The sequence below is a fragment of the Caulobacter flavus genome (genome assembly GCF_003722335.1).
GTDB lineage: Bacteria > Pseudomonadota > Alphaproteobacteria > Caulobacterales > Caulobacteraceae > Caulobacter > Caulobacter flavus.
Genome location: NZ_CP026100.1, coordinates 3,167,538 through 3,192,584 on the forward strand (window position 1 = coordinate 3,167,538; position 25,047 = coordinate 3,192,584).

Genomic DNA, 25,047 nt, shown 5'->3' on the forward strand with positions numbered 1-25,047 from the left:
ATCCCCCTGAGGGGGAGGCGATCGCGCAGCGATCGGTGGGGGAGTTGATCGGCTGGCGCGCCGGAAGCTGAAAACGTCCCCCCTCCGTCGCCTTTGGCGACACCTCCCCCAGAGGGGGAGGGTTTTGGGCGCGGTGCGTCCTTCGAGGCCCGCTGCGCGGGCGCCTCAGGATGAGGAGTTCAGTGCGTCGGCATGAGGCGTTTCAGGGCAATCAGTTCCTCATCCTGAGGTGCGAGCCGGAGGCGAGCCTCGAAGGACGCACGGCCTGGCGGCCTCACGCGGCTGGCCGCTGAGCTGATGGAGAGGGCGCGGGGCGTCCGGGCTTCGCCCGGATGTGTTTGTTTCAATTGCCGTTTCGACGAAGCAGAACGCCCCGCGCGATCGTTATTCCTCAGGCCGGGGCGCGCAGGCCTCTTCCGCCTTGTGCCCCTTCCCCACGCAGAGCTCCCCGTTTCTTGACGGCCAGGAGTGCGTGCTAGGCGCGGACCCTTGGACGGGCGGAGGTTCAACCGACGAACCAACCGATAGGCGGGTTTACGTCCCCCGCCCTCTAAACCCGCTCGATCGCATCCGCGTCGCACGCTTCGGGCCGGATCCTTGCGCCCTCTCCCTGCGACGGGATGCAGTGATTATGCGGGCGGTTTTGATCCGTCTGATCCAGCACCGTGAGAAAGTTGCAAGGGGTTGGATTGGTTGAGGAGTTTTCGCTGAACGCAGAGGATCGACGGGGCTGGATCCCCGTCGGCCGTTCCCAATTCCGTAAAACCCCCGCGCACGCGGGGGGCCAGGCTTTTTCTGAAACCCATGGCGCTCGACGACAAAACGCCTGGGTCCCCGCTTTCGCGGGGATTTTACGGGTGGGGTGGCTAACCTTCACCTGTGAGGGAGGCTGTCACGTAGCGTGGGAGCCTTCCTGCGCATCGGAAGCTGAAAACGGCCCCCTCCGTCGCCTTTGGCGACACCTCCCCCAAAGGGGGAGGATCTTCAAGGGCGCCTTTTCTCTCCTAGCCCTTGCGGGCCAGCCGGATCACGCCGTCTTCGCCCTCGGTGGCCCGCACAGGGAAGGTGTGGGTGACGGCGGTGACGAAGGCCATCGGCTCGGTGCTCTGGAAGTAGCCGGCCAGGCGCAGGTCGGCGATCGACGGATCGGCGATGCGGACCTTGCGGCGGTTGTAGCGGTTGAACTCGGCCACGGCCTGGCTCAGCGACTGGCCGTTCAGGGCGATGGCGCCTTGCCGCCAGGCCAGGGCCCGCTCGATCTCGGCGTCCGACAGCGGCTGGGCGCGGCTGCCCGTGGGGCCGTAGATCATGGCCGTGCCGGCCGCGACCTTGGTCTCCCGGGCCGGGCCCTCGCCGTCGGGCTCGACCTCGGCCGCGCCGCGGCGCACGGTGACGGCGGCGTTCTCGGCGCCCAGGCGGACGGAAAGCTCGCCGCCGTTCGTCTCGATGCGGGCGTCGCGGGCCTTGACCACGAACGGGCGCGCGTCGTGGGCGGCCTCGAACAGGGCTTCGCCCTTGACCAGCTTCACCTCGCGCACGCCGTCGCGATAACGCACCACGACCTTGCTGTCGGTGTTGAGCTCGATGCGGCTGTTGTCGGCCAGCACCACCAGGCGGCGCTCGCCGATGTCGGTGGCGTAGGCGGTCGAGGCGGTGGCGGTCATCACCCCGGTCCCGACCACGCCGGAAACGGCGGCGACGGCGGCCATCAGCGTCCAGGGCGAGCGTCGGTGGAAGAGCCGGCGCGGGGCTTCTTCCGGCGCGAACAGGTCGGCGTCGGGCTTGGCGCTCCCGGGCTTGAAGGCGCGCAGGCGTTCGGTCCGCTCCCAGGCGGCATGGGCGCGCTCGAAGGCGGCCTCGCGCTCGAAGCTTTCGGCGCGCCAGGCCTCGAAGGCCGCGCGCGTATCAGCCGCGCAGGCGGGATCGGACAGCCGCACCGCCCATTCGGCGGCGGCCGCTCTCACCGCTTCGCGTCGCGATCCCGCTTCCCGGCCCATGAACGCCCTTCGTCGATACGCACTGACTGGGTCGCGCCCGCGCGGCCCAGCTTTTCGGAACAGTAGCGAAGCCCCTTGATCAGGTGCTTCTCGACTGTTGAGACGGACAAACCCATGCGGACCGCTATCTCGCCCGGCGACAGGCTATAGACTTTCCGAAGGGTGAATACACGCCGACATTGTGTCGGCAGTTCCGATATCGCCTCGCGGAGCTGTCGCAGCTCGTCGCGCGACACCAGCGTGGCCTCGGGGCCGGGCGTCTCGTCCATGCCGCCGACCAGTTCGAAGTCGGCGACGGCGGTGATGGTCAGCACCTTGCGGCGGCGCAGGCCGTCGAAGGCCACGTTGCGCAGGGTGCGCGAGGCGAAGGCGGCCGGATTGGTGATCTCGCGCCAGGTCTTGCAGGCGATCACGCGGGTGAAGGCGTCGTGGACCAGATCCTCCGGATCGGTCTCGCTGTCGCGGCAGAACTTGCGCGCATAGGCCAGAAGCCTCGGCTCCAGGGGCAGGATCTCCCTCCGGAACCAGGCGCGCCGCTCTTCGTCGTCTGCTGTCATCGCCCCTCTTCCCCGGCCGGGAACCAACCCCGGCAGCGCCGTCGTGGCAAGAGGCCAACGGGCGCCCCGGGCGGCGGGAAGGGCTTATGCGCCCCGCCGTGGCCACAAGTATTACGAGGCGGGGCAAGGGATTGCGCGCCAGCGGGCGTCGCCGAAAGATTGAGCAGATTTTTTGCGCGGGGCGCTTGTCGGGAAGGCGGACTTGCGCGCTTCAGTCGATCAGTTTCGCCAGCTCGCCCGCAAGGCGCAGGTCTTTGACGAACTCGGCCCTGGCCCGCTCGCGCGCGTCGGCGTCGGGCAGGCGCAGCAGGAACGAGGGGTGGTAGGTCACCACCGCCTGGGCTTGATCTGGCAGTTGCAGCGCCCGGCCGCGATTGGCGCCGATGAGCGTGGCCTTGCCCGTCACCGCATGGGCCGCCGTGGCGCCCAGGGCCACGATCACCCGGGGGCGCACCAGCCGCCGCTCGGCGTCGAGCCACCAGCGGCAGGCCGTGACCTCGCCGCGATCCGGCGTCTTGTGGATGCGTCGCTTGCCGCGCGGCTCGTGCTTGAAGTGCTTCACCGCGTTGGTGACGTAGGTCTTGCCGCGCGGCACGCCGGCCGCCGCCAGCGCCTCGTCGAACACCTGGCCGGCGGGACCGACGAAGGGCAGGCCGGCCAGGTCCTCCTGGTCGCCGGGCTGCTCGCCGACGAACATCAGCGGCGCATGGGCCGCGCCTTGCCCCGGCACGCCCTGGGTGGCGTCGCGCCACAGGTCGCAGCGCCGGCAGACCTGCACGGCCGCCGCCACCTGGTCGAGGCTGGTGGGAACGTCGCCGTTGTACGACCCGTCGCGGGCCTGGCGCATGGCGGCCTTCAGCACCCGGTCGGGCGGCGGGGAGGGCGAGGCGGCGACCATGGCGGCGGCGCGCTCCTGGGCGGTTTCGATCAACTGCGGAATGAGCCGCGCCTCGGGCAGGTTCCTCCAGTACCGCTTGGGCATCTCCTGGCGCATCATCTTCTCGTTCAGCCGCGCCGGGTTGAAGATCGAGGCGTAGTAGGTGCGCCAGAGCTCCTCCTGGGCGTCTTCGGACGGCGCGTCGGCCGGGTCGGCGCCCTCAGACACCTGCAGCGTCTGGCCGTCCCAGGCCACGCAGGCGTCGGGCGTCATGATCGTCCAGTTCATCGAGGTGAAGCGGCGCGCGAAGAACGGCGCGGCGGCCTCGGTGACGCGGTGGGCGGGCTCGAACCAGGCGGCGTAGGTTTCCGGATCGGACTGCACCAGGCGAAAGCGCACGAAGGCGTGCATCTTGTGGATCGCCCGGCCCACGGCCTTGGCCATGTCGCGGGCCCTGGCGACGTCGGGATCGGCCGGATTGTCGATCAGTCGCGGCTCGCGCTCCAGCCGCCACAGCAGCCGATAGAGCAGGGCGAACCGTTCGCCTGAGCGGTGCAGCACGACGGATCGCGCCAGTTCGACGAAGGCCGGCGGCACGGTGAAGGCGCCGGCGATGGGAGCAGGGGCTTCGGCGGGCGCGGCCTCGAACAGGTCGCGCTCGACCGTCCAGATCACCGTCTCCGGCGCGGCGCCCTCGGCGCGCAGCCGGCGGGCGGCCCTGCGCCAGCCGTCGAAGTCGATCTCGGAGGCCAGCCGCACCACCCGCATCAGAACAGGCTCAGCTGCGCCGGCTCGACCAGGCGGGCCTTCAGGTGTTCGCCGTCGGTCGCCATGCCCGGCGTCCAGCCCTCGGCGACGACGAAGGCCCTGGCGCGCTTGACCACCGCGCCCACGCGCTTGAGGTCGTCGATGGTCAGCCGCGCCTGCCGGCGGGCCAGCAGGATGCGGTCGACGGCCTTGGCGCCCAGGCCCGGCACGCGCAGCAGGGTCTCGCGGTCGGCCAGATTGACGTCGACCGGGAACTGGTCGCGATGGCGCAGGGCCCAGCCGGTCTTGGGATCGACCGACAGGTCCAGGTCCTCGCCCTCGCCGATGATCTCCGGCTGGGCGAAGCCGTAGAACCGCATCAGCCAGTCGGCCTGGTAGAGGCGGTGTTCGCGCAGCAGCGGCGGCCGGGACGAGGGCAGGCGATGGCTGGAGTCCGGGATCGGGCTGAACGCCGAATAGTAGACCCGGCTCAGGCGATAGGCGCCGTACAGCGAGGCGCTGCGGGCCAGGATGTCGCCGTCCTTGGCCTGGTCGGCGCCGACGATCAGCTGGGTCGACTGGCTGCGGGCGAAGGTCTTGCGTGGCGCCTTGCGGGCCGGCTCGGCCTTGTCCTCGATCGCCAGGCGCATGCGACCCATGGCCCGCTTGATGTCGCCGACGTCCTTTTCGGGCGCCAGGGACTTCAGGCTGTCGTCGCGCGGGAGCTCGATGTTGATCGACACCCGGTCGGCGTAGAGGCCCGCCTCGGCGGCCAGCTCTGGCGAAGCCTCGGGGATGAGCTTCAGATGGATGTAGCCCCGGAAGTCGTGGTCCAGCCGCAGGGATCTGGCGATGCGGACCATCTCCTCCATCGTGTAGTCGCCGCTGCGGATCACCCCCGACGACAGGAACAGGCCCTCGATGTAGTTGCGCTTGTAGAAGTTCAGCGTCAGGTCGACGACCTCCTTCACCGAAAACCGCGCTCTTGGCGTGTTCGACGACACCCGGTTGATGCAGTAGGCGCAGTCGTAGATGCAGAAGTTGGTCAGCAGGATCTTGAGCAGGCTGATGCAGCGCCCGTCCGGGGCGTAGGCGTGGCAGATGCCCATGCCCTCGGTGGAGCCGACGCCCTTGCCGCCGACGGAGTCGCGCTTTTCTCCCCCCGAGGAGGCGCAGGAGGCGTCGTACTTGGCGGCGTCGGCGAGGATGGAGAGCTTGCGGCGGATGTCGAGAACGGCCATCCGAACACTCTATAGTTCTTATTTTGTTCCGTCGAGTTTCCCGATGTCGCACCAGGCGCGGAACCGGGCGAAGGCCTCGCGCGATCCCCTTGCGGAAAAGGGAGTTTCGCCATGGCGCGCCGCAAGGAAGACTGGCCCTCGACGCTGATGGACGCCTGGGCGCTGGGCCTGGAGGCGTCCACCGTCATCGGCCTGCGGACCATGGTGCTGGCGGGCGGCGGGGCCAAGGCGCAGGCCGAGGCCGTGCGCATGACCACCGAGAAGATGGCCGCCGCCGCCGACATCGGCCTGAAGTTCTGGACCGGCGGCCTCCCCCAGGCTCCCGACGCCGCCACGCGGGCGGTGGTCAAGCACTACCGCGCCAAGGTGCGCGCCAACCGCAAGCGGCTGGCGCGGTAGAGGCTACAGGTAGTCGGCGATCGCCAGGTCGCCGTCGCATGGCGTCACCAGCGGTCCCACGATCGCCACCCGCGCCCCGGAAGCCTTGCCGGCGGCGACGCCGGCCGGTGAGTCCTCGAACACCAGGCATTCGGTGATCGGCGCGCCCAGCAGCGCGGCCGCCTTGAGGAACCCCTCGGGATCGGGCTTGCCTTTGCTCACGCTTTCGCCGGTGACGAAATGCTGCGGCACGGGCAGGCCCACGGCGCGCAGGCGCGTCTCCGCCAGGGCCCGGGGCGCGGAGGTCACGATCGCCCAGCGGGCGGGATCCAGGCCCTCGATCAGGGTCTTCACCCCGGCGATGGCCGCGACGCCTTCGACGTCGTCGAGTTCGGCCCGCAGCAGCGCGGCGGCTTCGGCCTCGATGTCGAGGCCGGGCCTGGCGAAGCGTCGCAGGGTGTCGCGGTACTGCAGGCCCTGGCAGACGGCCAGCACCTCGTCCGGGTCGTGGCCGTGGCGGACCGCCCAGGCCGTCCAGACGCGCTCGACCACCGGCGAGGAATCCAGCAGCGTCCCGTCCATGTCGAACAGGAAGGCGGCGTAGGTCCTGCCGCGAAAGGTCGGCGGCGAACGATCGGGAGCTGACATGGTCTGGGCGTCTTTCTTGAAGCGGGGAGGGGGTCAGGTCTGGGGCGCGAGGCCGCGCGGGCGGGGCGTCAGGCGGCCCGCCAGCAGCGGGGTCAGCGCGAAAAGCCCGGCCAGCATCCAGAAGGCGCCGTGCAGGCCGACGGCGTCGGCGATCCCGCCGATCCCCGCCGGGCCGACCAGGATGCCGGCATAGCCGATGGTCGACAGCGCCGAGATCGCCTGGGCCGCCGGCATAGCCGTCTGGGCGCCGGCCAGGCGGAACAGCACCGGCACGATGTTGCAGGCGCCCAGGCCGATCAGGACGAAGCCGCTCAGCGCCACGACGGCGACGGGCGCGGTCAGCAGCACGACGAAACCGGCCACGGCCAGCAGGCCGCCCCAGCGCAGGACGTTCCTGTCGCCCAGGCGAGCCACGACCCTGTCGCCGACCAGGCGGCCGGCGGTCATCGCGATCGAGAACAGCATGTAGCCCAGGCCGCCCCGCGCCACGGCGACGAGGCCGCTCTTGGTGATCAGCAGCGCGCTCCAGTCGAGCATCGCGCCTTCCGCCAGGAAGGTCGCGGCCGCCAGCAGCGAAAGCAGAAGGACGATCCCGCGCGGCAGGGCGAAGGCCGCCCCGTCGGCGTCGCCCGTCCCCCGCGCCAGGCGCGGCGCGGCCAGGGCCATGGCGGCCAGCATCAGGACGGCGTTGGCGACCACGCCCATGAACGGCGACAGGCCCAGCGACAGCATGAGCGTCATCGACGACGCGCCGGCGAAGCCGCCGATGCTGAACAGCGCGTGGAAGCCCGACATCAGGGGGCGGGCCGAGGCGCGCTCGACCTCGACGGCGTGGATGTTCATCGCCACGTCGATGGAGCCGAGGGCGGCGCCGAACACGAAGAGCGCCGCGCCCAGCGCGAGCGGCGAGCCGGCCAGCGCCAGCAGCGGCAGGAACAGCGCCACGCCCAGGCCGCCCAGGATGATGATCGGGCGGCTGCCGAAGCGGGCGCTGAGCGCGCCCGTCGCCGACATGGTCAGGACCGAGCCGAGGCCCAGGCACAGCAGCAGCAGGCCCATGGCGCCGTCGTCGATCGCCAGCCGGGCCTTGGCGAAGGGGACCAGCGGCGCCCAGGAGGCAATGCCGAAGCCGGCGACGAGGAAGGACAGGCGCGTGGCGAGACGCGCCGCCGCGGAAGACGGCGTCACCATGATGACTCCCGGTACTGGTGGTGGGCTGAAGGGGCGGCTAGGCCAGGATGATCCTGGCGCCGCCCAGGGCGAGGTCGTCGCGTATGGCCTGGGGCGCGTCGGCCTCGAGGATCAGGGTGTCGATGGCTTCGAGCGGCGCGACGCGATGGGGCGCGCGGGTCTCGAGCTTGTCGGTCAGGGCCATCAGCACGATGGCCTCGCTGACGCCGACCAAGGCGCGCTTGAAGGCCGCGTCGCCCGCGTCGAAGATACAGGCCCCGTGGCGGACCGACAGCGCGCAGGCCCCCAGGAAGCAGCGGTCGATACTCAGCTGCTGCACAGCCAGCACGGCCGAGGCGTCGATCACGCCGCCGACCTCGCGATTGACCACGCCGCCCAGGATCATGAAATCCAGGCTCTGGCGCTCGAACAACGCCGAGGCGATCGGCACCGAATTGGTGATCACCTTCAGGCCCATGTCGTCGGGCAGTTCGGCGGCCAGGGCGAGATTGGCGCTGCCGTTGTCGAGAAAGATGACCTCGCCCGGCGTCACCAGCCTGGCCGCCGCGCGGGCCAGGACCCGCTTGCGGTCGACATCCTCGGCGGCCCGCACGGTCATCGAGGTCGACATCGGCGAAACCGGCAGCGCGCCGCCATAGACCCGCCGGCAGCGCCCCTCGGCGGCCAGGGCGCGCAGGTCGCGGCGGATCGCGTCTTCGGAAACCGCGAACTCCTCGGCCAGCGTCGCGGCGACGACGGTCTGGCCCTGGTCGAGCCTCTGGGCGATCAGTTCTCGGCGGGCGACGGGAGGCGTGTCGTTCATGGGGTGATCTATAACGTGCAAAAACGTGCACATCAAGATGTATATTGTTTGAGTTTTACGGGTGATGGGATATGGGCGAGCACGATTTTGCACGTTTATGGTGATCAATCGTGCGCGAACGTGGAAGTTACGAATGAAGCTGGCGCACGTCTCCCTCTGGACCGAAGACCTCGACGCCATGGCGCTGTTCTGCGGCGCTATTTCGACGCCGTCGTGGGTGAGCCGCGCCGCCGCCACAAGCCGCCGGGCGCGCTGTCCCGGCTGGTCGCCCTGCCCAACGGCGACCAGATCGAACTGATGACCGCGCCCTGGCTGGCCGGTCTCGACACCGCCAGGCGGGTGGGCTGGGCCCACGTCGCCATCTCGCTCGGTTCCGAAGCGGCGGTGGACGCCCTGGCGGTGCGGCTGAAACGGGATCGCTTCGAGGTCGGTCCGGCCCACAGGACGGGCGAGGGCGGTTACGAGGCCGTCGTTCGCGGGCCTGGCGGGGTGTCGATCGAGATCACGGCCTGAGCGACGCTGCTCACGCCCGACCAAGCCGTCGCGCATAGGCCTCGCGCGCCCGGCCCGACCGCACGAAGACCCGGGTGATGCGCCTGTCGACGCCCTGGATCAGGTCGGCGAAGTGGTCGCTGGCGGCCTCGATGTCGGCGGCGGTCAGGTGGTCCTGGAAGTCGAGGGTGACGCCCAGCAGAATTTCCTGAGGCCCCAGGTGCATGCTCAGCACCTCGGCGACGCTGTCGATGCGCGGGTCGGCCTCCAGGGCCTTGCGCACCTCGGCGACGATGCGCGGGGAGGCGGCCTCGCCGGTCAGCAGGCTGCGGGTCTCGTTGGCCAGGAAGACGGCAACCACCACCAGCAGCACGCCGATCGCCACCGAGGCCGCGCCGTCGGCCCAGGACAGGCCGAGCATCGCGCCGCTCACGCCCAGGGCGGCGATGGCCAGGCCCGCCAGCGCCGCGCCGTCCTCCAGCAGCACCGCGAAGATCGACGGGTCCTTGCTGCGGCGGATGGCGGCGAAGAACGGGGCGTCGCCGCGCAGGGTCTTGAACTCGCGCAGGGCCACCAGGAACGAGCAGCCCTCGAAGATCGCCGCCAGTCCCAGCACGACGAAGTTGATCCATGGCCGGTCGATGGCCTCGGGCGCGCGGATCTTGATCACCCCTTCGTAGATCGAGAAGGCCCCGCCCAGGGCGAAGATCATCAGCGCCACCACGAACGACCAGAAATAGACCTCCATGCCGTAGCCGAAGGGGTGGCTGGCGCTGGGCTTCTTGCGGGCGCGGGCCAGGCCCAGCAGCAACAGGCCCTGGTTGCCGGTGTCGACGCTGGAGTGGATGGCCTCGGTCAGCATGGCCGACGAGCCGGTCAGGGCGAAGGCGACGAACTTGGTCGCGGCGATGGCCAGGTTGCCGGCCAGGGCCGCGTAGACCACCATGTGGGCGCTGCTTCTGTTCGCGGTCGAGGCCATGGCGCAGCAACGCGGCCTCGGCGCGCGCGTTCCTCCCGCGATCGCCGTTCACGCTCTTTACCCGCACGCGGCGAGCCCTTACGCAGGGCGCTCTTCATCAGGCCGCGCGGGGCGGCCGAATCCACGCAAGGTTCCTCCATGCCCTCGGGTCTCGTCGCGCTCCTGGATGACGTCGCCGGCATCGCCAAGATCGCCGCCGCCTCGGTCGACGACATCGGCGCGGCCGCCGGCAAGGCCGGCACCAAGGCTGTCGGCGTGGTCGTCGACGACGCCGCCGTGACGCCCGGCTACGCCATGGGCTTCACGCCCGACCGCGAGCTGCCGATCGTCGCCAAGATCGCCGTCGGCTCGTTGCGCAACAAGCTGCTGTTCCTGCTGCCCGGCGCCTTGCTGCTGAGCGCCTTCGCGCCGTGGGCGGTGACGCCGATCCTGATGCTTGGCGGCGCCTACCTGGCCTTCGAGGCCACCGAGAAGATCATCGAGATGTTCGTGCCCCACGGGGACGAGGTCGAGACCGACGAGCTGGCCCTCAGCGGTCCCGAGCTGGAAAAGCACAAGGTCGCCGGCGCCATCCGCACCGACCTGATCCTGTCGGCCGAGATCATGGCCATCGCCCTGTCCGACGTCAGCGACAAGTCCCTGCCGATCCAGGCCGCCGCCCTTGCCCTGGTCGGCGTGGTCATCACCATCCTGGTCTACGGCGTCGTGGCCCTGATCGTGAAGATGGACGACATCGGCCTGCACATGGCCAAGAGCCCGCGCGCGCCGACCCAGAAGTTCGGCAGGGGCCTGGTCAAGGCCATGCCCTTGGCGATGAGCAGCCTGGCCTATATCGGCACCGCGGCCATGCTGTGGGTCGGCGGCGGCATCATCGTCCACGGCCTGCACCACTTCCACCTGACGCCGATCCCGGCCTGGGTGGAGGGCGCTTCGCACGTGGCCGCCCAGGTTCCGGGGATCGGCGCGATCACCGGCTGGCTGGCCACCGCGATCGGCTCGGCCATCGTCGGCCTGATCGTCGGCGGCGTCATCGCCGGCGTGCTGCATTTCATTCCGCGCAAGAGGGCGGCGCACTAGGAGAGGGCGGTTGGCCGAACCCAAGCCCAAAGCCGCCCCCAAGGCGGTCAAGAAGGCCGCGCCGCGCAAGTCGGTCAACGCGGCCAACCTCGCGCACCTGGGCCCCGAGGCCCTGGCCGACCTGCTGATCGAGGTCGCCGACGGCCACGCGTCGATCAAGCGCCGTCTGAAGCTGGCTTTACTGGGCGAGGTGGGCGCGCCCGACCTCGCCGCCGAGATCGACAAGCGCATCGACGCCATCGCCGGCAGCGGCGCGCGCATCAACTGGCGCAAGTTCAAGGACTTTGTCCGCGACCTCGACGCCCACCGGGCCGCCGCCGCCGGCAAGCTGGGCGAGCTGGATCCCAACATCGCCGTGCCGGTGCTGGTGCGGCTGGTGCGAGTGTCCGAGGACCTCGAAGGCCGGATCAAGGATCCCAAGGGCGAGCTGGCGGCCGTGTTCGACCAGGCCGTGGCCGACGTCGCGCGCCTGTCGCCCAAGGCCCTGACCCTGGACAGCCGCTACCTGGCCGACGCGCTGCTGGCCTTCGTCGAGAGCGCCTCGACCAAGCTGTCGGTCGACCTGCTGCGGGCCGCGGCTCCCGCCCTGGCTGGCGACGCCGTGGCGGTTTTGCGCGGCAAGGTGCGCGAGCGCCTGGCCGCCCAGCGCCGCCCCGATCCGCGCCTGCGCGCCGCCGCCCAGGTGCTGGCCGACCTGGAAGGCGACGTCGAGGGCTTCGCGGCCCTGTTCACCGACTCCCAGCAGGTGCTGCCGCCGATCGGCGCCCAGATCGCCCGCCGCCATCTCGCCGTCGGCCAGGTGGCGCAGGCCCTCGCCGCCTTGGATCGTTCCGCGCCGGGGCCGAGCCTGGCCGAGCAGGCCGATGTCGGCGCCGTCGCCTGGACCCAGGCCCGCATCGCCGCCCTCGAAGCCGCCGGCGAGACCCTGGAGGCCCAGGCGACGCGCTGGTCCAGCTTCAAGGCGACCCTGTCGGTCGACGCCCTGCGCGCCTTTCTCAAGGGCCTGCCCGATTTCGAGGACGTCGAGGCCGAGGAGCAGGCGCTGGCCTACGCCCAGAGCTATCCCGATCCCTACAAGGCCCTGGCCTTCCTGGTGGCCTGGCCGTCGGCGGCCGAGGCCGCGAGGCTGGTGATGGAGCGCGGACCCGCCCTGCACGGCGACCGGCCCGAGGTTCTGGAGCCGGCCGCCCGCCTGCTGGAGCATCGCTATCCGCTGGCGGCCACCGTGTTGCTGCGGGCCATGGTCGACGACGTGGTGCGCTTCGGCCGCGCCGATCGCTACGGCGACGCCGCCCGCTGGCTGCTGGAGGCCGAGTCCCTGGTCCCCGGCCTGCCGGACGACATGGCGATCGACGATCACGCCGCCTGGGCGCGGCGCGTGGCGGGTTATCGGCGGCTCTGACCGGTCGTGTGCGGCTTACCGCCGCGCCGCGTCGCAAGTCGCTGATAAGCAAGCATTAAAGGTGCGGGGCGCACGACGGCGGTCTATCCGCAGCCGCCGCGATGTTCCGCTTGCCCTGGTTCCGACCCGATCCGCCGACCCCAGAACTGCTGCGCGCGCAGGTCCGCGCCTTCTCGCGCCAGGTGCCGATGATGTACGCCCTGGTGCTGGTCAACACGATCGCGCTTTCGGCCACCCACCTGCACAGCTCGCCGGCCCTGCTGACCCTGGGCTTTCCCGGCCTGCTGGGGGTGATCAGCCTGGCGCGCCTGATGATCTGGTGGCGCGCGCGCAAGACCGTCATCGACCATGCGGCCGCCCGGCGCCTGCTGCGCCAGACGCTGGTGTTCGCCGGCGTGCTGGGCTGCGGCTTCACCTGCTGGGCCTTCGCGCTGTTCCCCTACGGCGACGCCTTCGGCAAGGCGCACGTGGTGTTCTACATGGCCATCACCGCCATCGGCTGCGTGTTCTGCATGATGCACATGCGGGCCGCGGCGCTGCTGCTGACCGCCATCGTCGTGGGGCCGATCACCGTCTTCCTGCTGGTCAGCGGCAATCCGGTGCTGTCGGCCATCGGCTTCAACATGGCTCTGGTGGCGGTGACCATGCTGGTCATCCTGCTGATCTCGTACCGCGACTTCTCGCGGCTGGTGGAATCGCGTCGCGGCCTCGAGGAACGCCAGGCCGAGATCCAGAGCCTCAGCGACGACTATCTGCGCCTGGCCAACCTGGACGTCCTGACCGGCCTGCCCAACCGCCGCCAGTTCTTCGCCCGCCTGCAGCGGGTGACCGACGCGGCCGCCGTTTCCGGGACCCGCTTCGCCGTCGGGGTGATCGACCTGGACGGTTTCAAGCCGGTCAACGACGCCTACGGCCACGCGATCGGCGACAAGGTGCTGGTCGAGGCCGGCGACCGCCTCAGCCGCGACCACGGCCAGCCTCTGTTCGTGGCTCGCCTGGGCGGCGACGAGTACGGCCTGATCATCGAGGCCGACCTGGACGCCGAGGCCCTGCAGCGCCTGGGCGCGGACCTCTGCGCGGCGCTGCGCGAGCCCTACTGCTTTCCCGGCGTCACGGCCCAGGTCTCGGGCTCGGTGGGCTTCGCGGTCTATCCCCGGGCGGCGGCCGCGCCGGAACTGCTCTACGAACGCGCCGACTACGCGCTCTATCACGCCAAGCAGAACGTGCGCGGCGCGGCGGTGGTGTTCTCGGCCGACCACGAGACGGCGATCAAGGCCTCGGGCCTGATCGAGCAGGCCCTGCGCCACGCCGACATGGACGCCGAGTTCAGCCTGGCCTTCCAGCCGCTGGTCGACATCAAGAGCGAGCGCACCGTCGGCTTCGAGGCCCTGGCCCGCTGGACCAGCCCGACCCTGGGCGTCGTCTCGCCCGGCGACTTCGTGCCGGTGGCCGAGCGCTCGGGCCTGATCGCCCGCATGTCGCCGGTGCTGCTGTCCTGGGCGCTGAAGGCGGCGACGACCTGGCCCGACGACGTGCGCCTGTCGTTCAACCTGTCGGCCCGAGACATCGCCTCGCCCGAGCAGATCGCCCGCATCGTGGCGATCATCGAGCAGAGCGGCGTCGCGCCCGACCGCATCGACCTGGAGATCACCGAGACGGCGGTGATGCGCGACTTCGACCAGGCCGCCCGCTCGCTGGCGACGCTGAAGGCGCTGGGCGTGCGCATCGCGCTGGACGACTTCGGGGCCGGCTATTCCAGCCTCAGCTACGTGCACCGCCTGCCGATCGACAAGCTGAAGATCGACGGCAGCTTCATGCGCGGCCTGCAGGCGGCCGACAAGCGCCGGGCCATCGTCAAGACCATCCTCGACCTCTGCCGGAACCTCGGCCTGGACTGCGTGGTCGAAGGCGTCGAGGCGCCCGAGCAGCTGGCGCTGCTGCAGCCGCTGGGCTGCCGCGTGGTGCAGGGCTTCCTGTTCGCGCGGCCGATGCCGGGCGAACAGGTGGCGGGGTATCTGGCCGCCGAGCGGGACGCGCCGGGCGAGGAACTGCGGTCGGCGGGGTAACCCCCATAACTCCCGTCATTCCCGCCCTTGTGGCGGGAACCCCTCTAACAGCGGCAAGGGCGGGGAGGGCGGATCGCTGGCGATCCGCTTGCTCCTCCCTTGCGGGCGGAGTCAGAGGTTCCCGCCACAAGGGCGGGAATGAGGGGAGATAAAGCTAACGCTGATCTCCGAAATCGTACCCGATTTCCCAAACTGAGTAGCGCCGTCCGCGAACCTGTGATTGCATCGTCAAAAAACAGGGTGGAAACAACATGCAGATGGCTCAATGGCCGGCGCTGATCGTATTGGCGCTCAGCGTCATCGTGTGGGGCGGCATCATTCTCTATCGTGGAAGGCGCGACGGTCCGCAGACGGCCGAGGAAGATCTCGACCCCGTTTCGGGCGAGTGACGAAGCCGCCGCTTCCAGCGACCTGATCCGGACACTTCAGCCGGCGCGAGTCGCCGCCCAGGCGGGGCTCGCGTCTTGGCGCGTGCGCGAATCCTGGCGCCGGCGGGCGGGCTCGCCTAGCTTGCGGCCATGACCTCCAAGCCCACGCCGCTCAACACCCTGAAGCCCGTCGTCCTGACCGACGACGCCGGCGTCGCCTTCCTGCGGCGTCATCCCGCCACGCTCGACGTGGTCACCGATCCGTCGGGAAGCGGCCTGTTGCGAGCCGCGCTGCACTTCGTCGACGCCGTCGAGCCGCCGCCGGCCGAGCTGTGGGTCACGCCCAACGCCGGCGTCCCCGACCGCCCCCACGACCTGAGCTTCGAGAACGACGGCTACGCGCCGCCCTACGGCTTCTGGATCACCCATCCCGACGTGCTGGCCTGGACCACGGAGCTGACCGAAGAGGAACGGTCCGACTGGTGGGTGAAGGTCTGGCTAAAGGGCGGTTGAGACTGGGGGACATTTTTGCTCGTCATCCCGGCCAAAGGGCCGCGCAGCGGGCCGTAGAGCCGGGACCCAGGGGTCTTCTGCAGTGCGCCGGCTCCTGGGTCCCGGATAAGCGCTTCGCGCTTTCCGGGATGACGAACAACAAGCGATCTACAAGCGATCGGATTTCTTGAATTCGATGCGTCGCCCAAGCGAAGCCACGCCCTAGCTCGGGGCGTCCTTCTCCAATGTCCGGAAGAGTTGGTGCGGGCGGTCGGGGTCGAACCGACACTCCTTTCGGAACCGGATTTTGAGTCCGGCGCGTCTACCAGTTTCACCACGCCCGCGCCTCGCCGAGCCGGTGGCTCGAAGCGAAGAGGCGACTACCTAGCAGTGGTCGCCGGGAAGTTCCAGAGGCGTTTGTCGCGCGTGGTCCTCGTCCTTCGACGGGCTCAGGATGAGGACCAGGGCAAGCTCGGCGGATCAATGCAAACCTCACCCTGAGCCTGTCGAAGGGTCACCCCAGCCACGGCGCCTTGGCCAGCCTTTCGGCCAGGAACTCCATCAGCACGCGCACGCGGGCCGGGCGGATCGGGTTGGGCGGGGTGACCAGGTGCATGGCGATGGCCGGCGGGGTCCACTCGGCCAGCACCTGTTCCAGGCGGCCGGCGGCGACGTCGCGCCAGGCCATGAAGTCGGGCTGCATGGCCAGGGCCTGGCCGTCCAGCAGCAGGGCGCGGAAGACGTCGGCGTTGTTGGCTCGCAGCGGCGCGGGCACGCTGATGGCGTACTGGCCGTGGGTCGGGTGTTCGAAGCGCCAGGCGTCGCGCGAGCGGCCGCCGGTGTAGAAGAGGGCGCGGTGGCGGGCCAGGTCCTTGGGGTGCTCGGGTCGCCCGTGGCGGTCGAAATAGGCCGGCGAGCCGACCAGCATCACCCGCACCGGGCACAGCCGCCGGGCCAGCAGGCTCGAATCCTCGAGGGCCGAGATCCGCAGGGCCAGGTCGAATCCGTCCTCCACGATGTCGATCAGCTGGTCCGACAGCGACAGCTCGACCGACACCTCGGGATAGAGGGTGAAGAAGTCCGACAGGGCAGGGCCCAGGTGGGCGATCCCGAACGACATCGGCGCGGCCATCCGCACCAGGCCCTTGGGCGTCACCGACTGGGCCGAGGCCTCCAGCTCCAGCGCCTCGCCGTCGGCCAGCAGGCGGCTGGCGGCCTCCAGCGAGCTCTGGCCGCTGTCGGTCAGCGACAGCCGGCGCGAGGTGCGGTGGAAGAGCGTCGCGCCCAGCCGCTGCTCGAGGCGCGAGACCGCCTTGGACACCGTCGCGTTCGACAGACCCAGGTCCTTGGCGGCCCGGGCGAACGAGCCGGTCTCGGCCACCTTGGCGAACACGGCCCAGGCCTCGAAGTCGGGAAGTTTCATGATGTCATTTTTGGAAATGGTTTCTTTCGACCATTTCTATTTCGGATCAAACGATCTGTCTCCATCTTCCTCGTCAACGGAGAGGCCAACACGGCCAGCCACACAAGACACTCCAGGAGATCGACATGATCGAAGTTCGCAAGTTCGACAGCCTGGGCGGCGCCAATCACGGTTGGCTCGACGCCAAGCACCACTTCTCGTTCGCCGGCTACCACGATCCCAAGCGCGTCCACTGGGGCGCCCTGCGGGTCTGGAACGACGACACCATCGCCGCCGGCACCGGCTTCCCGCCGCACCCGCACAACGACATGGAGATCATCACCTATGTCCGCGAGGGGGCGATCACCCACCAGGACAGCCTGGGCAACAAGGGCCGCACCGAAGCGGGCGACGTGCAGGTGATGAGCGCCGGCACCGGCATCCGCCACTCGGAGTACAACCTCGAGCCGGGCGTGACCAAGATCTTCCAGATCTGGATCATTCCGGATCGCGGCGGCGAGCCGCCCGCCTGGGGCGCCAAGCCGTTCCCCAAGGGTGACCGCTCCGGCAAGTTCGTGGCCCTGGCCAGCGGCTTCGAAGGCGACACCGACGCCCTGCCGATCCGCACCGACGCCCGCGTCTTGGGCGCGACGCTGAAGGCCGGCGAGGAAACCGAGTACACGCTGGGCGCCGGCCGCCACGCCTACCTCGTGCCCTCGACGGGCCAGGTCGAAGTCAACGGTGTCAAGCTCGACACCCGCGACGGCGCGGCGATCGCCAACGAGAACACCATTCGCGTGAAGGCCCTGGCCGACGCCGAGCTGGTTCTGGTCGACGCGGCGTAAGAAAAACGTCGCGGCATTCCTTCAAGACGCGGCTCACGTAGCCGCGTCTTTTCCTCCCCAACCTCAAAGAAGACTTCTCTAGGAGACTCTCATGGCCAAGGTTCTGGTCCTCTACTACTCGTCGTACGGTCACATCGAGACCATGGCCAAGGCCGTCGCCGAAGGCGCTCGCAGCGCCGGCGCGACCGTCGACATCAAGCGCGTGCCCGAAACCGTGCCGGAAGAGATCGCCAAGGGCGCTCACTTCAAGCTGGACCAAGACGCGCCGATCGCCACCGTCGCCGAGCTGGCCGACTACGACGCCATCATCGTCGGCACCGGCACCCGCTTTGGCCGCATGAGCTCGCAGATGGCTGCGTTCCTCGACCAGGCCGGCGGCCTGTGGGCCCGCGGCGCGCTGAACGGCAAGGTCGGCGGCGCCTTCGTCTCGACCGCCACCCAGCACGGCGGCCAGGAAACCACGCTGTTCTCGATCATCACCAACCTGCTGCACTTCGGCATGACGATCATCGGCCTGCCCTATAGCCACCAGGGCCAGATGAGCAACGACGAGATCGTCGGCGGCGCGCCCTACGGCGCCACCACCGTGGCCGGCGGCGACGGCAGCCGTCAGCCGACCCAGATCGACCTGGACGGCGCCCGCCACCAGGGCGAGCTGATCGCCGCCGCGGCCATCAAGCTGCACGGCTAAGAACCCGTCGGCTGGATTTCCTCCCCCAACGGTCCGGCCGGCCAGGAGCGTGACAGCCGAAAGTGTAAGCGGTTTCGGCGCCCGTCACGCTCCCAACGAAAGGAGCAGCCTTGGCAAGGCCAAGGCTGTGGCCGCGTCGCGCTTCATCCTCCCCCAAGGAAGCGCGGCGCGGCTTTTCTTTTGGAAAACGGCGCCTTAACCGCGTTTGTGAGCGTCGTGTTCAGCCTGATGCGTGAAAGTGTCCGTACGCAGGGGACAGCGAGGCGGGCGTGGCGAAGAAGGTCAAAGCAGCGAAGCGGAGGTCGGGAATGGCCGACTTCATGACGCTGCTGGTCTGCATCGCCTGCACCGTCTGGGCCTTCAGGACGATCGTCGGCCTTGGCGGCTGATTAGCGCTTGGCCTGAAGGCCGGAAGGCGGCACTTGAACGGGAAAGCCGTTTCAAGACCAGGATACCGCCGCCCATGCCGAGCCAATCCCTTCCGGGCGTCACCGTCGTCGACCACCCGCTGGTGCAGCACAAGCTGACCCTGATGCGGGACAAGGAAACCTCGACCAAGACCTTCCGCGCCCTGATGCGCGAGACCGCCACCCTGATCTGCTACGAGGTCACCCGGCAGCTGTCGATGGACGAGGTCGAGATCCAGACCCCCGTCGCGCCGACCAGGGCCAAGGTCATCGCCGGCAAGAAGCTGGTGTTCGCCCCGATCCTGCGCGCGGGCCTGGGCATGGCCGAGGGCATGCTCGACCTGGTGCCGGCCGCCCGCGTGGCCCACATCGGCCTCTATCGCGATCCCGAGACGCTGGAAGCGGTCGAGTACTACTTCAAGACCCCCGAAGACATCGCCGACCGCCTGGTCATCGTCGTCGATCCGATGCTGGCCACCGGCCACACCGCCGTGGCGGCCATCGATCTCTTGAAGAAGCGCGGCGTGCGCGACCTGCGTTTCGTCTGTCTGCTGGCTTCTGTTCCGGGCGTGGAGACCCTGCGAGCGGCCCACCCGGACGTCGAGATCTGGACGGCGGCGGTGGATCCGCAGCTCAACGACCACGGCTACATCGTTCCTGGCCTGGGCGACGCGGGCGATCGTACTTTCGGCACGCGGTGATCCGGCGGCGCGCGCTGTCCCCGGATCGGGGACGAATGTGCGCTTGCGCACTTGCGCGACTCCGCCGGCGCGGTAATCAGCGACGTTAACCTTTTCCGAGTTCGCATGCTGGTTATGCCGCCTCAGATCTATGTCGCCGACGACGACGCCCTGACGCGCGAGCTGGTGGAGATCCAGCTCGGCCGCGGCGGCTATGGCGCGCGGACGTTCGAGACGGTCGAGGACCTGCTGTCGGCGGTGGCCGCCGCGCCGCCGTCGCTGATCCTGCTCGACGTGCGCATGCCCGGCCTTTCGGGCCTGGACGCCCTGCGCAGCCTGAAGTCGGCCCAGGGCGCCGAGGACATTCCCGTGCTGATGCTGACCGGGGAGGGGCGCCTGGACCGCATCGTCCAGGCCCTGCAACTGGGCGCGGCCGGCTACGTGATGAAGCCCTTCACAGGCAAGGCGCTGGTCGACAAGATCGGCGAAGTTCTCAACGCCGGCGCCTGAGCGCGATTGCAGCCGGAAGCCGGACACGCCATAGGTGCGCCTGGTTTCAAGAGCGCGGGGGCGTTTAAGTGCTTCGGAAATTTCTGACGGCGACGGGCGTGGCGATGGTGCTGGCGGCCGGCGCGCACTCGGGTGTCGCCCTGGCCAGGCCGGCGGCCGTGCAGGCCATCGACGAGGCGAGGGCCGAAGCGGCGATGGCGCGCGTGGAGACGGTAAGCGGCCTGGTCAACCAGTCCTCTTCGTCGCTGGCCGGGATCAATGCCCGGCTGCTGGCGAATCCCGACGACGCCGAAGGCATGCGGGCGCTGTCCGAAAGCCTGGAGCGGGCGAGGGTCCAGGCGGCCGACGCCGCGGCCAAGCTGCAGGCGCTGCCGGCCTGGAAGGGCGACACCGACGGCGACCGCCTGCTCGACAAGTCGACCAAGGACGCCACCAGCTTCGCGGTCAGCACGGCGGCGGCGATCACCGAACTGCAGCGGCTGGTGAACGCCGCGCGCGCCGGCGACAAGGCGGCGGTCCGCCAGGGCGTGGTGGTGCTGCTTCGGAACCTTTCCAAGATGATCGAGGGGCAGGCGCTGAACGCCCGCTCGCGCGCGGCGCTGATGACGCCCGGCTCGTCCGACCGGGAGATGACCTTCACCCAGGCCAATCTCTATGACGGCGTGGCCGCCGCCATGCCCTATCTCTACGGTCAGGTCGACGCATCCTCGACCGCCGGGAAGGTCCGCCAAGCCCAGGCGGCGGCGCAAGAAACGATCGCCGTCGGTCGCAAGCGCCTGGACGCCGAGATCGAGGCCGATCGGCTGGAGTTCAAAGGCGCGCCGCCCCAAGCGCTGACCAAGACCCACCAGATCCAGACCGATCTCTTCGCCTCGCTGGCCCGCAGCGTCGAGATTCTCGGCGGCATGGCCGACAAGATCGAGGCCGGCGGCGAACGCACCGCGCTGGCCCAGGATCTGACCGCCATGAAGGCGGAAGAGGACAAGCAGCAGGTCATGGTCCGCGAGCAGATCGCGCTGGGCGCCCAGATGGTCCGCGGCGCGCGCTAGCCGACCCGGCCGATCGTCGGCGCGAAAGGCCAGGGGACGCTCCCTGGCCTTTCGTCCGCCCGCCGCGTTCGCCTGGTCAGATTTCCTGGTTGTAGGCGCCTACCCGGGCGGCCAGGCGCGGCTTCACTTCCTCGCGGAAGAGGGCGCGCATGTCGTCCTCCGACCGGGTGCTCTCGACCACCACCACCACCTCGGGCTTGTTCGACGAGGCGCGGACCAGCACCCACGAGCCGTCCTCCAGGCCCGCGCGAACGCCGTTGACTGTGATCACCTCGACGATCCTGCGGCCCAGGATCGAGCCGCCGGCCGCGAACAGGTCCTCGTATTCCCTCACCACCTCGGCGACGACGCCGTACTTCTTCTCGTCGTCGCAGTGCGGGCTCATGGTCGGCGAGGTGAAGGCGACCGGCAGGGCCTTGCGCAGGTCCGACAGCTTCTTGCCCGGGTTGCGGTCGAGCATGGCCAGGATGGCGGCGGCGGCGGTCAGGCCGCAGTCGTAGCCCAGGCCCAGCGGCGCGTTCATGAAGAAGTGGCCGCTCTTCTCGAAGCCGGCCAGGGCGCCGGTTTCGGCGCTCTTGCGCTTCATGTGGCTGTGGCCGGTCTTCCAGTAGACGACCTTGCAGCCGTGCGCCTTGAGGATCGGGTCGGTGGCGAAGAGGCCGGTCGACTTGACGTCGACCACGAAGGTCGCGCCCGGGTGCAGCGGGGCCAGGTCGCGGGCCAGCATCAGGCCGATCTTGTCGGCGAAGATCTCCTCGCCCTCGTCGTCCACCACGCCGCAGCGGTCGCCGTCGCCGTCGAAGCCGAAGGCCAGGTCCGCGCCGTGCTCGCGGACGGCCTTGGCCATCTCGTGCAGCATCGCCAGGTCTTCGGGGTTGGGGTTGTACTTCGGGAAGCTGTAGTCGAGGTCGGCGTCCATGCCGATCACCTCGGACACGCCCATGCGCCGCAGGGCGTCGACCGCGAAGGCGCCGGCCGTGCCGTTGCCGCAGGCGGCGACCACCTTCAGCGGGCGGGCGATGCTGGCGCGCTGGGCGACGTCGGCGATGTAGCGTTCGGCCTGGCCACGCACGCGGATCAGCTTGCCGCCGAGGCGCTCGACGAACTTGGCGCCCAGGACGATGTCCTTCAGCCTGTCCATGTCTTCGGGGCCGAAGGTGAGGGGGCGCTGGGCGCCCATCTTGACGCCGGTCCAGCCGTTCTCGTTGTGGCTGGCGGTGACCATGGCCACGCACGGGATGTCGAGGTCGAACTGGGCGAAGTAGGCGGTCGGCGACAGGGCCAGGCCGATGTCGTGCACCTCGCAGCCGGCGCTCATCAGGCCCAGGATCAGCGCATTCTTGATCGAGGCCGAATAGGAGCGGAAGTCGTGGCCGACCACGATCCTCGACTGGCCCAGTTCGTGGATGTAGGTCCCCAGGCCAAGGCCCAGGGCCTGGACGCCCAGCAGGTTGATCTCGGGGCCGAACAGCCAGCGCGCGTCGTATTCGCGAAAGCCCGTCGCCTTGACCAGCGGCTCGTTCTCGTAGGCGGCGGTGTTGGGAACCAGGTCGGCGCGGGGCGGCGGGAACATGGGCGCTCGCTTCAAGGCGTGATCGGCGCGACGGCGGCTATTGCGCCGCGTCGCCGGTCGCGGCCGCCGCGGTGGCGGCTTCCTGGGCGCGCCGCTGGTCGCTGCGGCGGGCGGCGTCCTTTTCCTTCTGGATCAGCGCCTTCATCTCCGGGGTCTGCTGGATCGGCGTCGAGCCGAACGGGCCCGGCGAGCGGTCGCCGTAACCCTGCGGCCACACCATGGAGAAGGCGATCATCGCCAGGGCGACGAGGGCGCAGAGCGGCATGAAGATGCGATCGGGCATGGTCCGCCTATACCACGCCCCTCGTGGCTGGATAGGGGCGATGCTTGACGCGGGCCGCCGCGCGCCTTAGCCCGCCATGACCTAATCCAAGGAGCGCAGATGCCCGTCCTCGTCCTGCTTCGTCACGGCCAGAGCCAGTGGAACCTCGAGAACCGTTTCACGGGGTGGGTCGACGTCGACCTGACCGCCGAGGGCGAGGCCCAGGCCCGCAAGGGCGGCGAGCTGATCAAGGCCGCCGGCCTCGACATCGACGAGGCCTTCACCTCGGTCCAGACCCGCGCCATTCGCACCTGCAACCTGGCCCTCGACGCGGCCAGCCAGAGCTTCGTGCCGGTGACCAAGGACTGGCGCCTGAACGAGCGCCACTACGGCGGCCTCACCGGCCTGAACAAGGCCGAGACCGCCGAGAAGCACGGCGAGGAGCAGGTCACCATCTGGCGCCGCTCCTATGACGTTCCGCCGCCGGAACTGGCCCCGGGCGGCGAGTACGACTTCGCCAGCGACCGCCGCTACAAGGGCGCGGCCCTGCCGTCGACCGAGAGCCTGGCCACCACGCTCGTGCGCGTGCTGCCCTACTGGGAAGAGGCCATCGCCCCGAAGCTGAAGGCCGGCGAGAACATCCTCGTCGCCGCCCACGGCAACTCGCTGCGCGCCATCGTCAAGCACCTGTTCGCCGTGCCCGACGACCAGATCGTCAAGGTCGAGATCCCGACCGGCAACCCGCTGGCCATCGAGCTGGACGCCGACCTCAAGCCGGTCGCCGCCCGCTACCTCGACGAGGCCCGCGCCGAGAAGCTGCCGACCGTCGGCTGACTTCTGACCGGGTAAGATCTTCCGGGTTCCTTTCGTCCGAGGGCGAAAGGAACCCTAGGTCGTCCAAGGTCGTGTTTGCGCGCGGGAAGTGCCTGGAAACACGACGTTAATGCTGTGTGGCGCATCAAGTTCGTCTACCCTTCGGGGAAACGACGCGAGCTTGCATGAACACCCCGGCAGCGGCGGGCCAGGAACACCGGCGCCTGACGCAACAAGAAGTCGACGTGATCTGCGCCAAGCACGACCGCCTGTGGTCGGCTAGGCTCGGCGGCGCGCGCGCGGTCTTCGCCTTCTGCGACCTTTCCGGCCTGGTGCTCGCCGGGCGCAATCTGTGCGACGCCGACTTCACCGGCGCGCTGCTGGTGGGCGCGGACCTGCGCCGTTGCAAGCTCGACAACGCCAACCTCTACGGCGCCGACATGCAGGGCGCGGACCTGACCGATTCCTCGCTGCGCCGCGCCGACCTGCGCGGCTCCAGCCTGCGCGGCGCCAACCTGACCGGCGCCGACATGTTCGAGGCCGACCTGCGCGAAGGCCAGATCGCCGCCGCCGACCGCGAGAAGGGCTACCGCATCATCGAGCCGGTGCAGCGCGAGGCCTACGCCATGGGCGCCAACCTGTCGGGGGCTAACCTGGAGCGCTCGCGGCTGTCGGGCATCGTCGCCACCAAGGCCGACTTCAGCGACGCCATCCTCAAGGACGCCAAGCTGGTCCGCGCCAACCTCAAGCAGGCCAACTTCAACGGCGCCAACATGGCCGGCGCCGATCTCTCGGGCGCCAACCTCGCCGGCGCCGACCTGCGCAACACCGTGCTGGTCGGGGTCAAGACCATGTCCTGGAACGTCACCGGGGCCAGCATGGAAGGGGCGCTGACCGACAAGGCCTCGGGCGTCGACGTCTCGGACATGCCCTACGAGCAGATGATCGCCGACCACGCCCGCTGGTGCGAGACCGGCGGGTCAGAGGGCAAGCCGTCGGTGTTCGACAAGGCCGACCTGCGCAATCTGAAGAGCATCCGCGGCTTCAACCTGACGGCCCTGTCGGCCAAGGGCGCGGTGTTCTACGGTCTCGACATGGAAGGCGTGCAGATGCAGGGCGCGCAGCTGGAGGGCGCCGACCTGCGGGCCTGCAACCTGCGCCGGGCCGACCTGCGGGGAGCCCGCCTGAAGGGCGCCAAGCTGTCCGGTTCGGACCTGCGCGATGCCCAGCTGGGCCCGCTGCTGATCGGCAAGGAGCGGCTGCTGCCGGCCGACCTGACCGGCGTGCTGCTGACCAACGCCGACCTGGCCCGGGCCGACCTGCGCGGCGCGTGCCTGGCGGGGGCGGATCTGTCGAGGGCCAACTTCACCAACGCCAACCTCAAGGACGTCGACATCACCGGAACGATCCGGCTGGGCGCCCGGGGCCTCGAAGACCTCATCTGATCTACCCAAATTGAGAAGTATGCGGCGACCTTAACCGTTCGCTCGTCGATTCCTGT

At 69.6% G+C, this 25,047-nt stretch carries 25 protein-coding genes and 1 tRNA gene; 14 read left to right on the top strand and 12 right to left on the bottom strand.

The genetic code is table 11. The annotated features are described in order from the left end of the window. Window positions 1-1,004: 1,004 nt before the first annotated feature. The 4 genes from C1707_RS14645 to C1707_RS14660 form a co-directional block, all read right to left on the bottom strand. Window positions 1,005-1,997, bottom strand: coding sequence for a FecR family protein (locus tag C1707_RS14645; protein WP_101712049.1), 993 nt, complete (start codon window positions 1,995-1,997; stop codon window positions 1,005-1,007). Further along, entirely contained in the window at window positions 1,961-2,554 is a 594-nt protein-coding gene (locus C1707_RS14650) for an RNA polymerase sigma factor (protein WP_101712050.1), read from the bottom strand. The genes C1707_RS14645 and C1707_RS14650 overlap by 37 nt, the downstream gene beginning before the upstream one ends. Before the next feature lie 211 nt (window positions 2,555-2,765). After that, entirely contained in the window at window positions 2,766-4,199 is a 1,434-nt protein-coding gene (locus C1707_RS14655) for a UdgX family uracil-DNA binding protein (RefSeq protein ID WP_101712051.1), read from the bottom strand. Further along, entirely contained in the window at window positions 4,199-5,419 is a 1,221-nt protein-coding gene (locus tag C1707_RS14660) for a putative DNA modification/repair radical SAM protein (protein WP_101712052.1), read from the bottom strand. The genes C1707_RS14655 and C1707_RS14660 overlap by 1 nt, the downstream gene beginning before the upstream one ends. A 111-nt stretch (window positions 5,420-5,530) precedes the next feature. Between C1707_RS14660 and C1707_RS14665 the strand changes: the two genes are divergently transcribed. Continuing rightward, entirely contained in the window at window positions 5,531-5,818 is a 288-nt protein-coding gene (locus C1707_RS14665; RefSeq protein WP_180896908.1) for a hypothetical protein, read from the top strand. Between the two features lie 3 nt (window positions 5,819-5,821). On the opposite strand, the gene C1707_RS14670 is transcribed toward C1707_RS14665, so the two are convergent. The 3 genes from C1707_RS14670 to C1707_RS14680 are packed head-to-tail and all read right to left on the bottom strand — an operon-like array spanning window position 5,822 to window position 8,438. Next, on the bottom strand, window positions 5,822-6,445 hold the full coding sequence (locus tag C1707_RS14670; protein ID WP_101712053.1) for an HAD-IA family hydrolase: 624 nt from the start codon (window positions 6,443-6,445) through the stop codon (window positions 5,822-5,824). A 33-nt stretch (window positions 6,446-6,478) separates the two neighbouring features. Continuing rightward, window positions 6,479-7,636, bottom strand: a complete 1,158-nt coding sequence (locus C1707_RS14675; RefSeq protein WP_101712054.1) for an MFS transporter — start codon at window positions 7,634-7,636, stop codon at window positions 6,479-6,481. Window positions 7,637-7,673: 37 nt separating this feature from the next. Then, window positions 7,674-8,438 (bottom strand): DeoR/GlpR family DNA-binding transcription regulator, encoded by a 765-nt coding sequence (locus C1707_RS14680; protein ID WP_101712055.1) that lies wholly within the window; start codon window positions 8,436-8,438, stop codon window positions 7,674-7,676. A gap of 213 nt (window positions 8,439-8,651) precedes the next feature. Here C1707_RS14680 and C1707_RS14685 point away from each other — a divergent pair, with 213 nt between their 5' ends. Beyond that, window positions 8,652-8,951, top strand: coding sequence for a VOC family protein (locus C1707_RS14685; protein WP_205686755.1), 300 nt, complete (start codon window positions 8,652-8,654; stop codon window positions 8,949-8,951). Window positions 8,952-8,961: 10 nt separating this feature from the next. Here the strand turns inward: C1707_RS14685 and C1707_RS14690 are convergent, their stop codons facing one another. Further along, a complete protein-coding gene (locus C1707_RS14690; protein WP_101712056.1) occupies window positions 8,962-9,909 on the bottom strand; it encodes a cation diffusion facilitator family transporter in 948 nt (315 codons plus the stop codon). 138 nt (window positions 9,910-10,047) lie between these two features. Here C1707_RS14690 and C1707_RS14695 point away from each other — a divergent pair, with 138 nt between their 5' ends. The 5 genes from C1707_RS14695 to C1707_RS14710 all read left to right on the top strand — a co-directional run bounded on the left by C1707_RS14695 (window position 10,048) and on the right by C1707_RS14710 (window position 15,335). Beyond that, the gene (locus C1707_RS14695) at window positions 10,048-10,986 is read left to right on the top strand and encodes a DUF808 domain-containing protein (protein WP_101712057.1); all 939 of its coding nucleotides are present in this window, start codon (window positions 10,048-10,050) and stop codon (window positions 10,984-10,986) included. Window positions 10,987-10,996: 10 nt separating this feature from the next. Beyond that, entirely contained in the window at window positions 10,997-12,388 is a 1,392-nt protein-coding gene (locus C1707_RS14700) for a DUF6880 family protein (protein ID WP_101712058.1), read from the top strand. Between the two features lie 101 nt (window positions 12,389-12,489). Then, entirely contained in the window at window positions 12,490-14,454 is a 1,965-nt protein-coding gene (locus C1707_RS14705) for a putative bifunctional diguanylate cyclase/phosphodiesterase (RefSeq protein ID WP_101712059.1), read from the top strand. Between the two features lie 251 nt (window positions 14,455-14,705). After that, on the top strand, window positions 14,706-14,843 hold the full coding sequence (locus tag C1707_RS26155) for a hypothetical protein (protein WP_164467355.1): 138 nt from the start codon (window positions 14,706-14,708) through the stop codon (window positions 14,841-14,843). A gap of 129 nt (window positions 14,844-14,972) precedes the next feature. Next, a complete protein-coding gene (locus C1707_RS14710) occupies window positions 14,973-15,335 on the top strand; it encodes a hypothetical protein (protein WP_101712060.1) in 363 nt (120 codons plus the stop codon). A gap of 238 nt (window positions 15,336-15,573) precedes the next feature. On the opposite strand, the gene C1707_RS14715 is transcribed toward C1707_RS14710, so the two are convergent. Together C1707_RS14715 and C1707_RS14720 are read right to left on the bottom strand one after the other, a co-directional pair. Then, window positions 15,574-15,658: transfer RNA gene (locus C1707_RS14715), tRNA-Leu, on the bottom strand. A gap of 170 nt (window positions 15,659-15,828) precedes the next feature. Continuing rightward, the gene (locus C1707_RS14720) at window positions 15,829-16,737 is read right to left on the bottom strand and encodes a LysR family transcriptional regulator (RefSeq protein ID WP_101712061.1); all 909 of its coding nucleotides are present in this window, start codon (window positions 16,735-16,737) and stop codon (window positions 15,829-15,831) included. A gap of 125 nt (window positions 16,738-16,862) precedes the next feature. Between C1707_RS14720 and C1707_RS14725 the strand changes: the two genes are divergently transcribed. The 5 genes from C1707_RS14725 to C1707_RS14745 all read left to right on the top strand — a co-directional run bounded on the left by C1707_RS14725 (window position 16,863) and on the right by C1707_RS14745 (window position 20,898). Continuing rightward, the gene (locus C1707_RS14725; protein WP_101712062.1) at window positions 16,863-17,561 is read left to right on the top strand and encodes a pirin family protein; all 699 of its coding nucleotides are present in this window, start codon (window positions 16,863-16,865) and stop codon (window positions 17,559-17,561) included. A 91-nt stretch (window positions 17,562-17,652) separates the two neighbouring features. Then, window positions 17,653-18,252, top strand: coding sequence for an NAD(P)H:quinone oxidoreductase (gene wrbA / locus C1707_RS14730; protein WP_101712063.1), 600 nt, complete (start codon window positions 17,653-17,655; stop codon window positions 18,250-18,252). Window positions 18,253-18,715: 463 nt separating this feature from the next. Next, the gene (upp, locus tag C1707_RS14735) at window positions 18,716-19,360 is read left to right on the top strand and encodes a uracil phosphoribosyltransferase (protein WP_101712064.1); all 645 of its coding nucleotides are present in this window, start codon (window positions 18,716-18,718) and stop codon (window positions 19,358-19,360) included. 105 nt (window positions 19,361-19,465) lie between these two features. Beyond that, the gene (locus C1707_RS14740; RefSeq protein WP_101712065.1) at window positions 19,466-19,849 is read left to right on the top strand and encodes a response regulator; all 384 of its coding nucleotides are present in this window, start codon (window positions 19,466-19,468) and stop codon (window positions 19,847-19,849) included. Between the two features lie 68 nt (window positions 19,850-19,917). After that, complete coding sequence (locus C1707_RS14745) at window positions 19,918-20,898, top strand: hypothetical protein (protein ID WP_145998318.1); 981 nt, start codon at window positions 19,918-19,920, stop codon at window positions 20,896-20,898. 76 nt (window positions 20,899-20,974) lie between these two features. Here the strand turns inward: C1707_RS14745 and C1707_RS14750 are convergent, their stop codons facing one another. Together C1707_RS14750 and C1707_RS14755 are read right to left on the bottom strand one after the other, a co-directional pair. Further along, window positions 20,975-22,471: a phosphomannomutase/phosphoglucomutase gene (locus C1707_RS14750; RefSeq protein ID WP_101712067.1), complete on the bottom strand. Its 1,497-nt coding sequence runs from the start codon at window positions 22,469-22,471 to the stop codon at window positions 20,975-20,977. Between the two features lie 37 nt (window positions 22,472-22,508). Then, window positions 22,509-22,754, bottom strand: coding sequence for a hypothetical protein (locus C1707_RS14755; protein ID WP_101712068.1), 246 nt, complete (start codon window positions 22,752-22,754; stop codon window positions 22,509-22,511). 99 nt (window positions 22,755-22,853) lie between these two features. Between C1707_RS14755 and gpmA the strand changes: the two genes are divergently transcribed. Then, a complete protein-coding gene (gpmA, locus tag C1707_RS14760) occupies window positions 22,854-23,567 on the top strand; it encodes a 2,3-diphosphoglycerate-dependent phosphoglycerate mutase (RefSeq protein WP_101712069.1) in 714 nt (237 codons plus the stop codon). Window positions 23,568-23,731: 164 nt separating this feature from the next. Further along, the gene (locus C1707_RS14765; protein ID WP_101712070.1) at window positions 23,732-24,991 is read left to right on the top strand and encodes a pentapeptide repeat-containing protein; all 1,260 of its coding nucleotides are present in this window, start codon (window positions 23,732-23,734) and stop codon (window positions 24,989-24,991) included. Window positions 24,992-25,047 lie beyond the last annotated feature (56 nt).

What these genes read in the sequence shown, in the direction of transcription:
- C1707_RS14645 (WP_101712049.1), bottom strand. Translation starts at nt 1,997, where the DNA reads ATGGGCCGGGAAGCGGGATCGCGACGCGAAGCGGTGAGAGCGGCCGCC.
- C1707_RS14650 (WP_101712050.1), bottom strand. Translation starts at nt 2,554, where the DNA reads ATGACAGCAGACGACGAAGAGCGGCGCGCCTGGTTCCGGAGGGAGATC.
- C1707_RS14655 (WP_101712051.1), bottom strand. Translation starts at nt 4,199, where the DNA reads ATGCGGGTGGTGCGGCTGGCCTCCGAGATCGACTTCGACGGCTGGCGC.
- C1707_RS14660 (WP_101712052.1), bottom strand. Translation starts at nt 5,419, where the DNA reads ATGGCCGTTCTCGACATCCGCCGCAAGCTCTCCATCCTCGCCGACGCC.
- C1707_RS14665 (WP_180896908.1), top strand. Translation starts at nt 5,531, where the DNA reads ATGGCGCGCCGCAAGGAAGACTGGCCCTCGACGCTGATGGACGCCTGG.
- C1707_RS14670 (WP_101712053.1), bottom strand. Translation starts at nt 6,445, where the DNA reads ATGTCAGCTCCCGATCGTTCGCCGCCGACCTTTCGCGGCAGGACCTAC.
- C1707_RS14675 (WP_101712054.1), bottom strand. Translation starts at nt 7,636, where the DNA reads ATGGTGACGCCGTCTTCCGCGGCGGCGCGTCTCGCCACGCGCCTGTCC.
- C1707_RS14680 (WP_101712055.1), bottom strand. Translation starts at nt 8,438, where the DNA reads ATGAACGACACGCCTCCCGTCGCCCGCCGAGAACTGATCGCCCAGAGG.
- C1707_RS14690 (WP_101712056.1), bottom strand. Translation starts at nt 9,909, where the DNA reads ATGGCCTCGACCGCGAACAGAAGCAGCGCCCACATGGTGGTCTACGCG.
- C1707_RS14695 (WP_101712057.1), top strand. Translation starts at nt 10,048, where the DNA reads ATGCCCTCGGGTCTCGTCGCGCTCCTGGATGACGTCGCCGGCATCGCC.
- C1707_RS14705 (WP_101712059.1), top strand. Translation starts at nt 12,490, where the DNA reads ATGTTCCGCTTGCCCTGGTTCCGACCCGATCCGCCGACCCCAGAACTG.
- C1707_RS26155 (WP_164467355.1), top strand. Translation starts at nt 14,706, where the DNA reads ATGCAGATGGCTCAATGGCCGGCGCTGATCGTATTGGCGCTCAGCGTC.
- C1707_RS14710 (WP_101712060.1), top strand. Translation starts at nt 14,973, where the DNA reads ATGACCTCCAAGCCCACGCCGCTCAACACCCTGAAGCCCGTCGTCCTG.
- C1707_RS14720 (WP_101712061.1), bottom strand. Translation starts at nt 16,737, where the DNA reads ATGAAACTTCCCGACTTCGAGGCCTGGGCCGTGTTCGCCAAGGTGGCC.
- C1707_RS14725 (WP_101712062.1), top strand. Translation starts at nt 16,863, where the DNA reads ATGATCGAAGTTCGCAAGTTCGACAGCCTGGGCGGCGCCAATCACGGT.
- wrbA (WP_101712063.1), top strand. Translation starts at nt 17,653, where the DNA reads ATGGCCAAGGTTCTGGTCCTCTACTACTCGTCGTACGGTCACATCGAG.
- upp (WP_101712064.1), top strand. Translation starts at nt 18,716, where the DNA reads ATGCCGAGCCAATCCCTTCCGGGCGTCACCGTCGTCGACCACCCGCTG.
- C1707_RS14740 (WP_101712065.1), top strand. Translation starts at nt 19,466, where the DNA reads ATGCTGGTTATGCCGCCTCAGATCTATGTCGCCGACGACGACGCCCTG.
- C1707_RS14750 (WP_101712067.1), bottom strand. Translation starts at nt 22,471, where the DNA reads ATGTTCCCGCCGCCCCGCGCCGACCTGGTTCCCAACACCGCCGCCTAC.
- C1707_RS14755 (WP_101712068.1), bottom strand. Translation starts at nt 22,754, where the DNA reads ATGCCCGATCGCATCTTCATGCCGCTCTGCGCCCTCGTCGCCCTGGCG.
- gpmA (WP_101712069.1), top strand. Translation starts at nt 22,854, where the DNA reads ATGCCCGTCCTCGTCCTGCTTCGTCACGGCCAGAGCCAGTGGAACCTC.
- C1707_RS14765 (WP_101712070.1), top strand. Translation starts at nt 23,732, where the DNA reads ATGAACACCCCGGCAGCGGCGGGCCAGGAACACCGGCGCCTGACGCAA.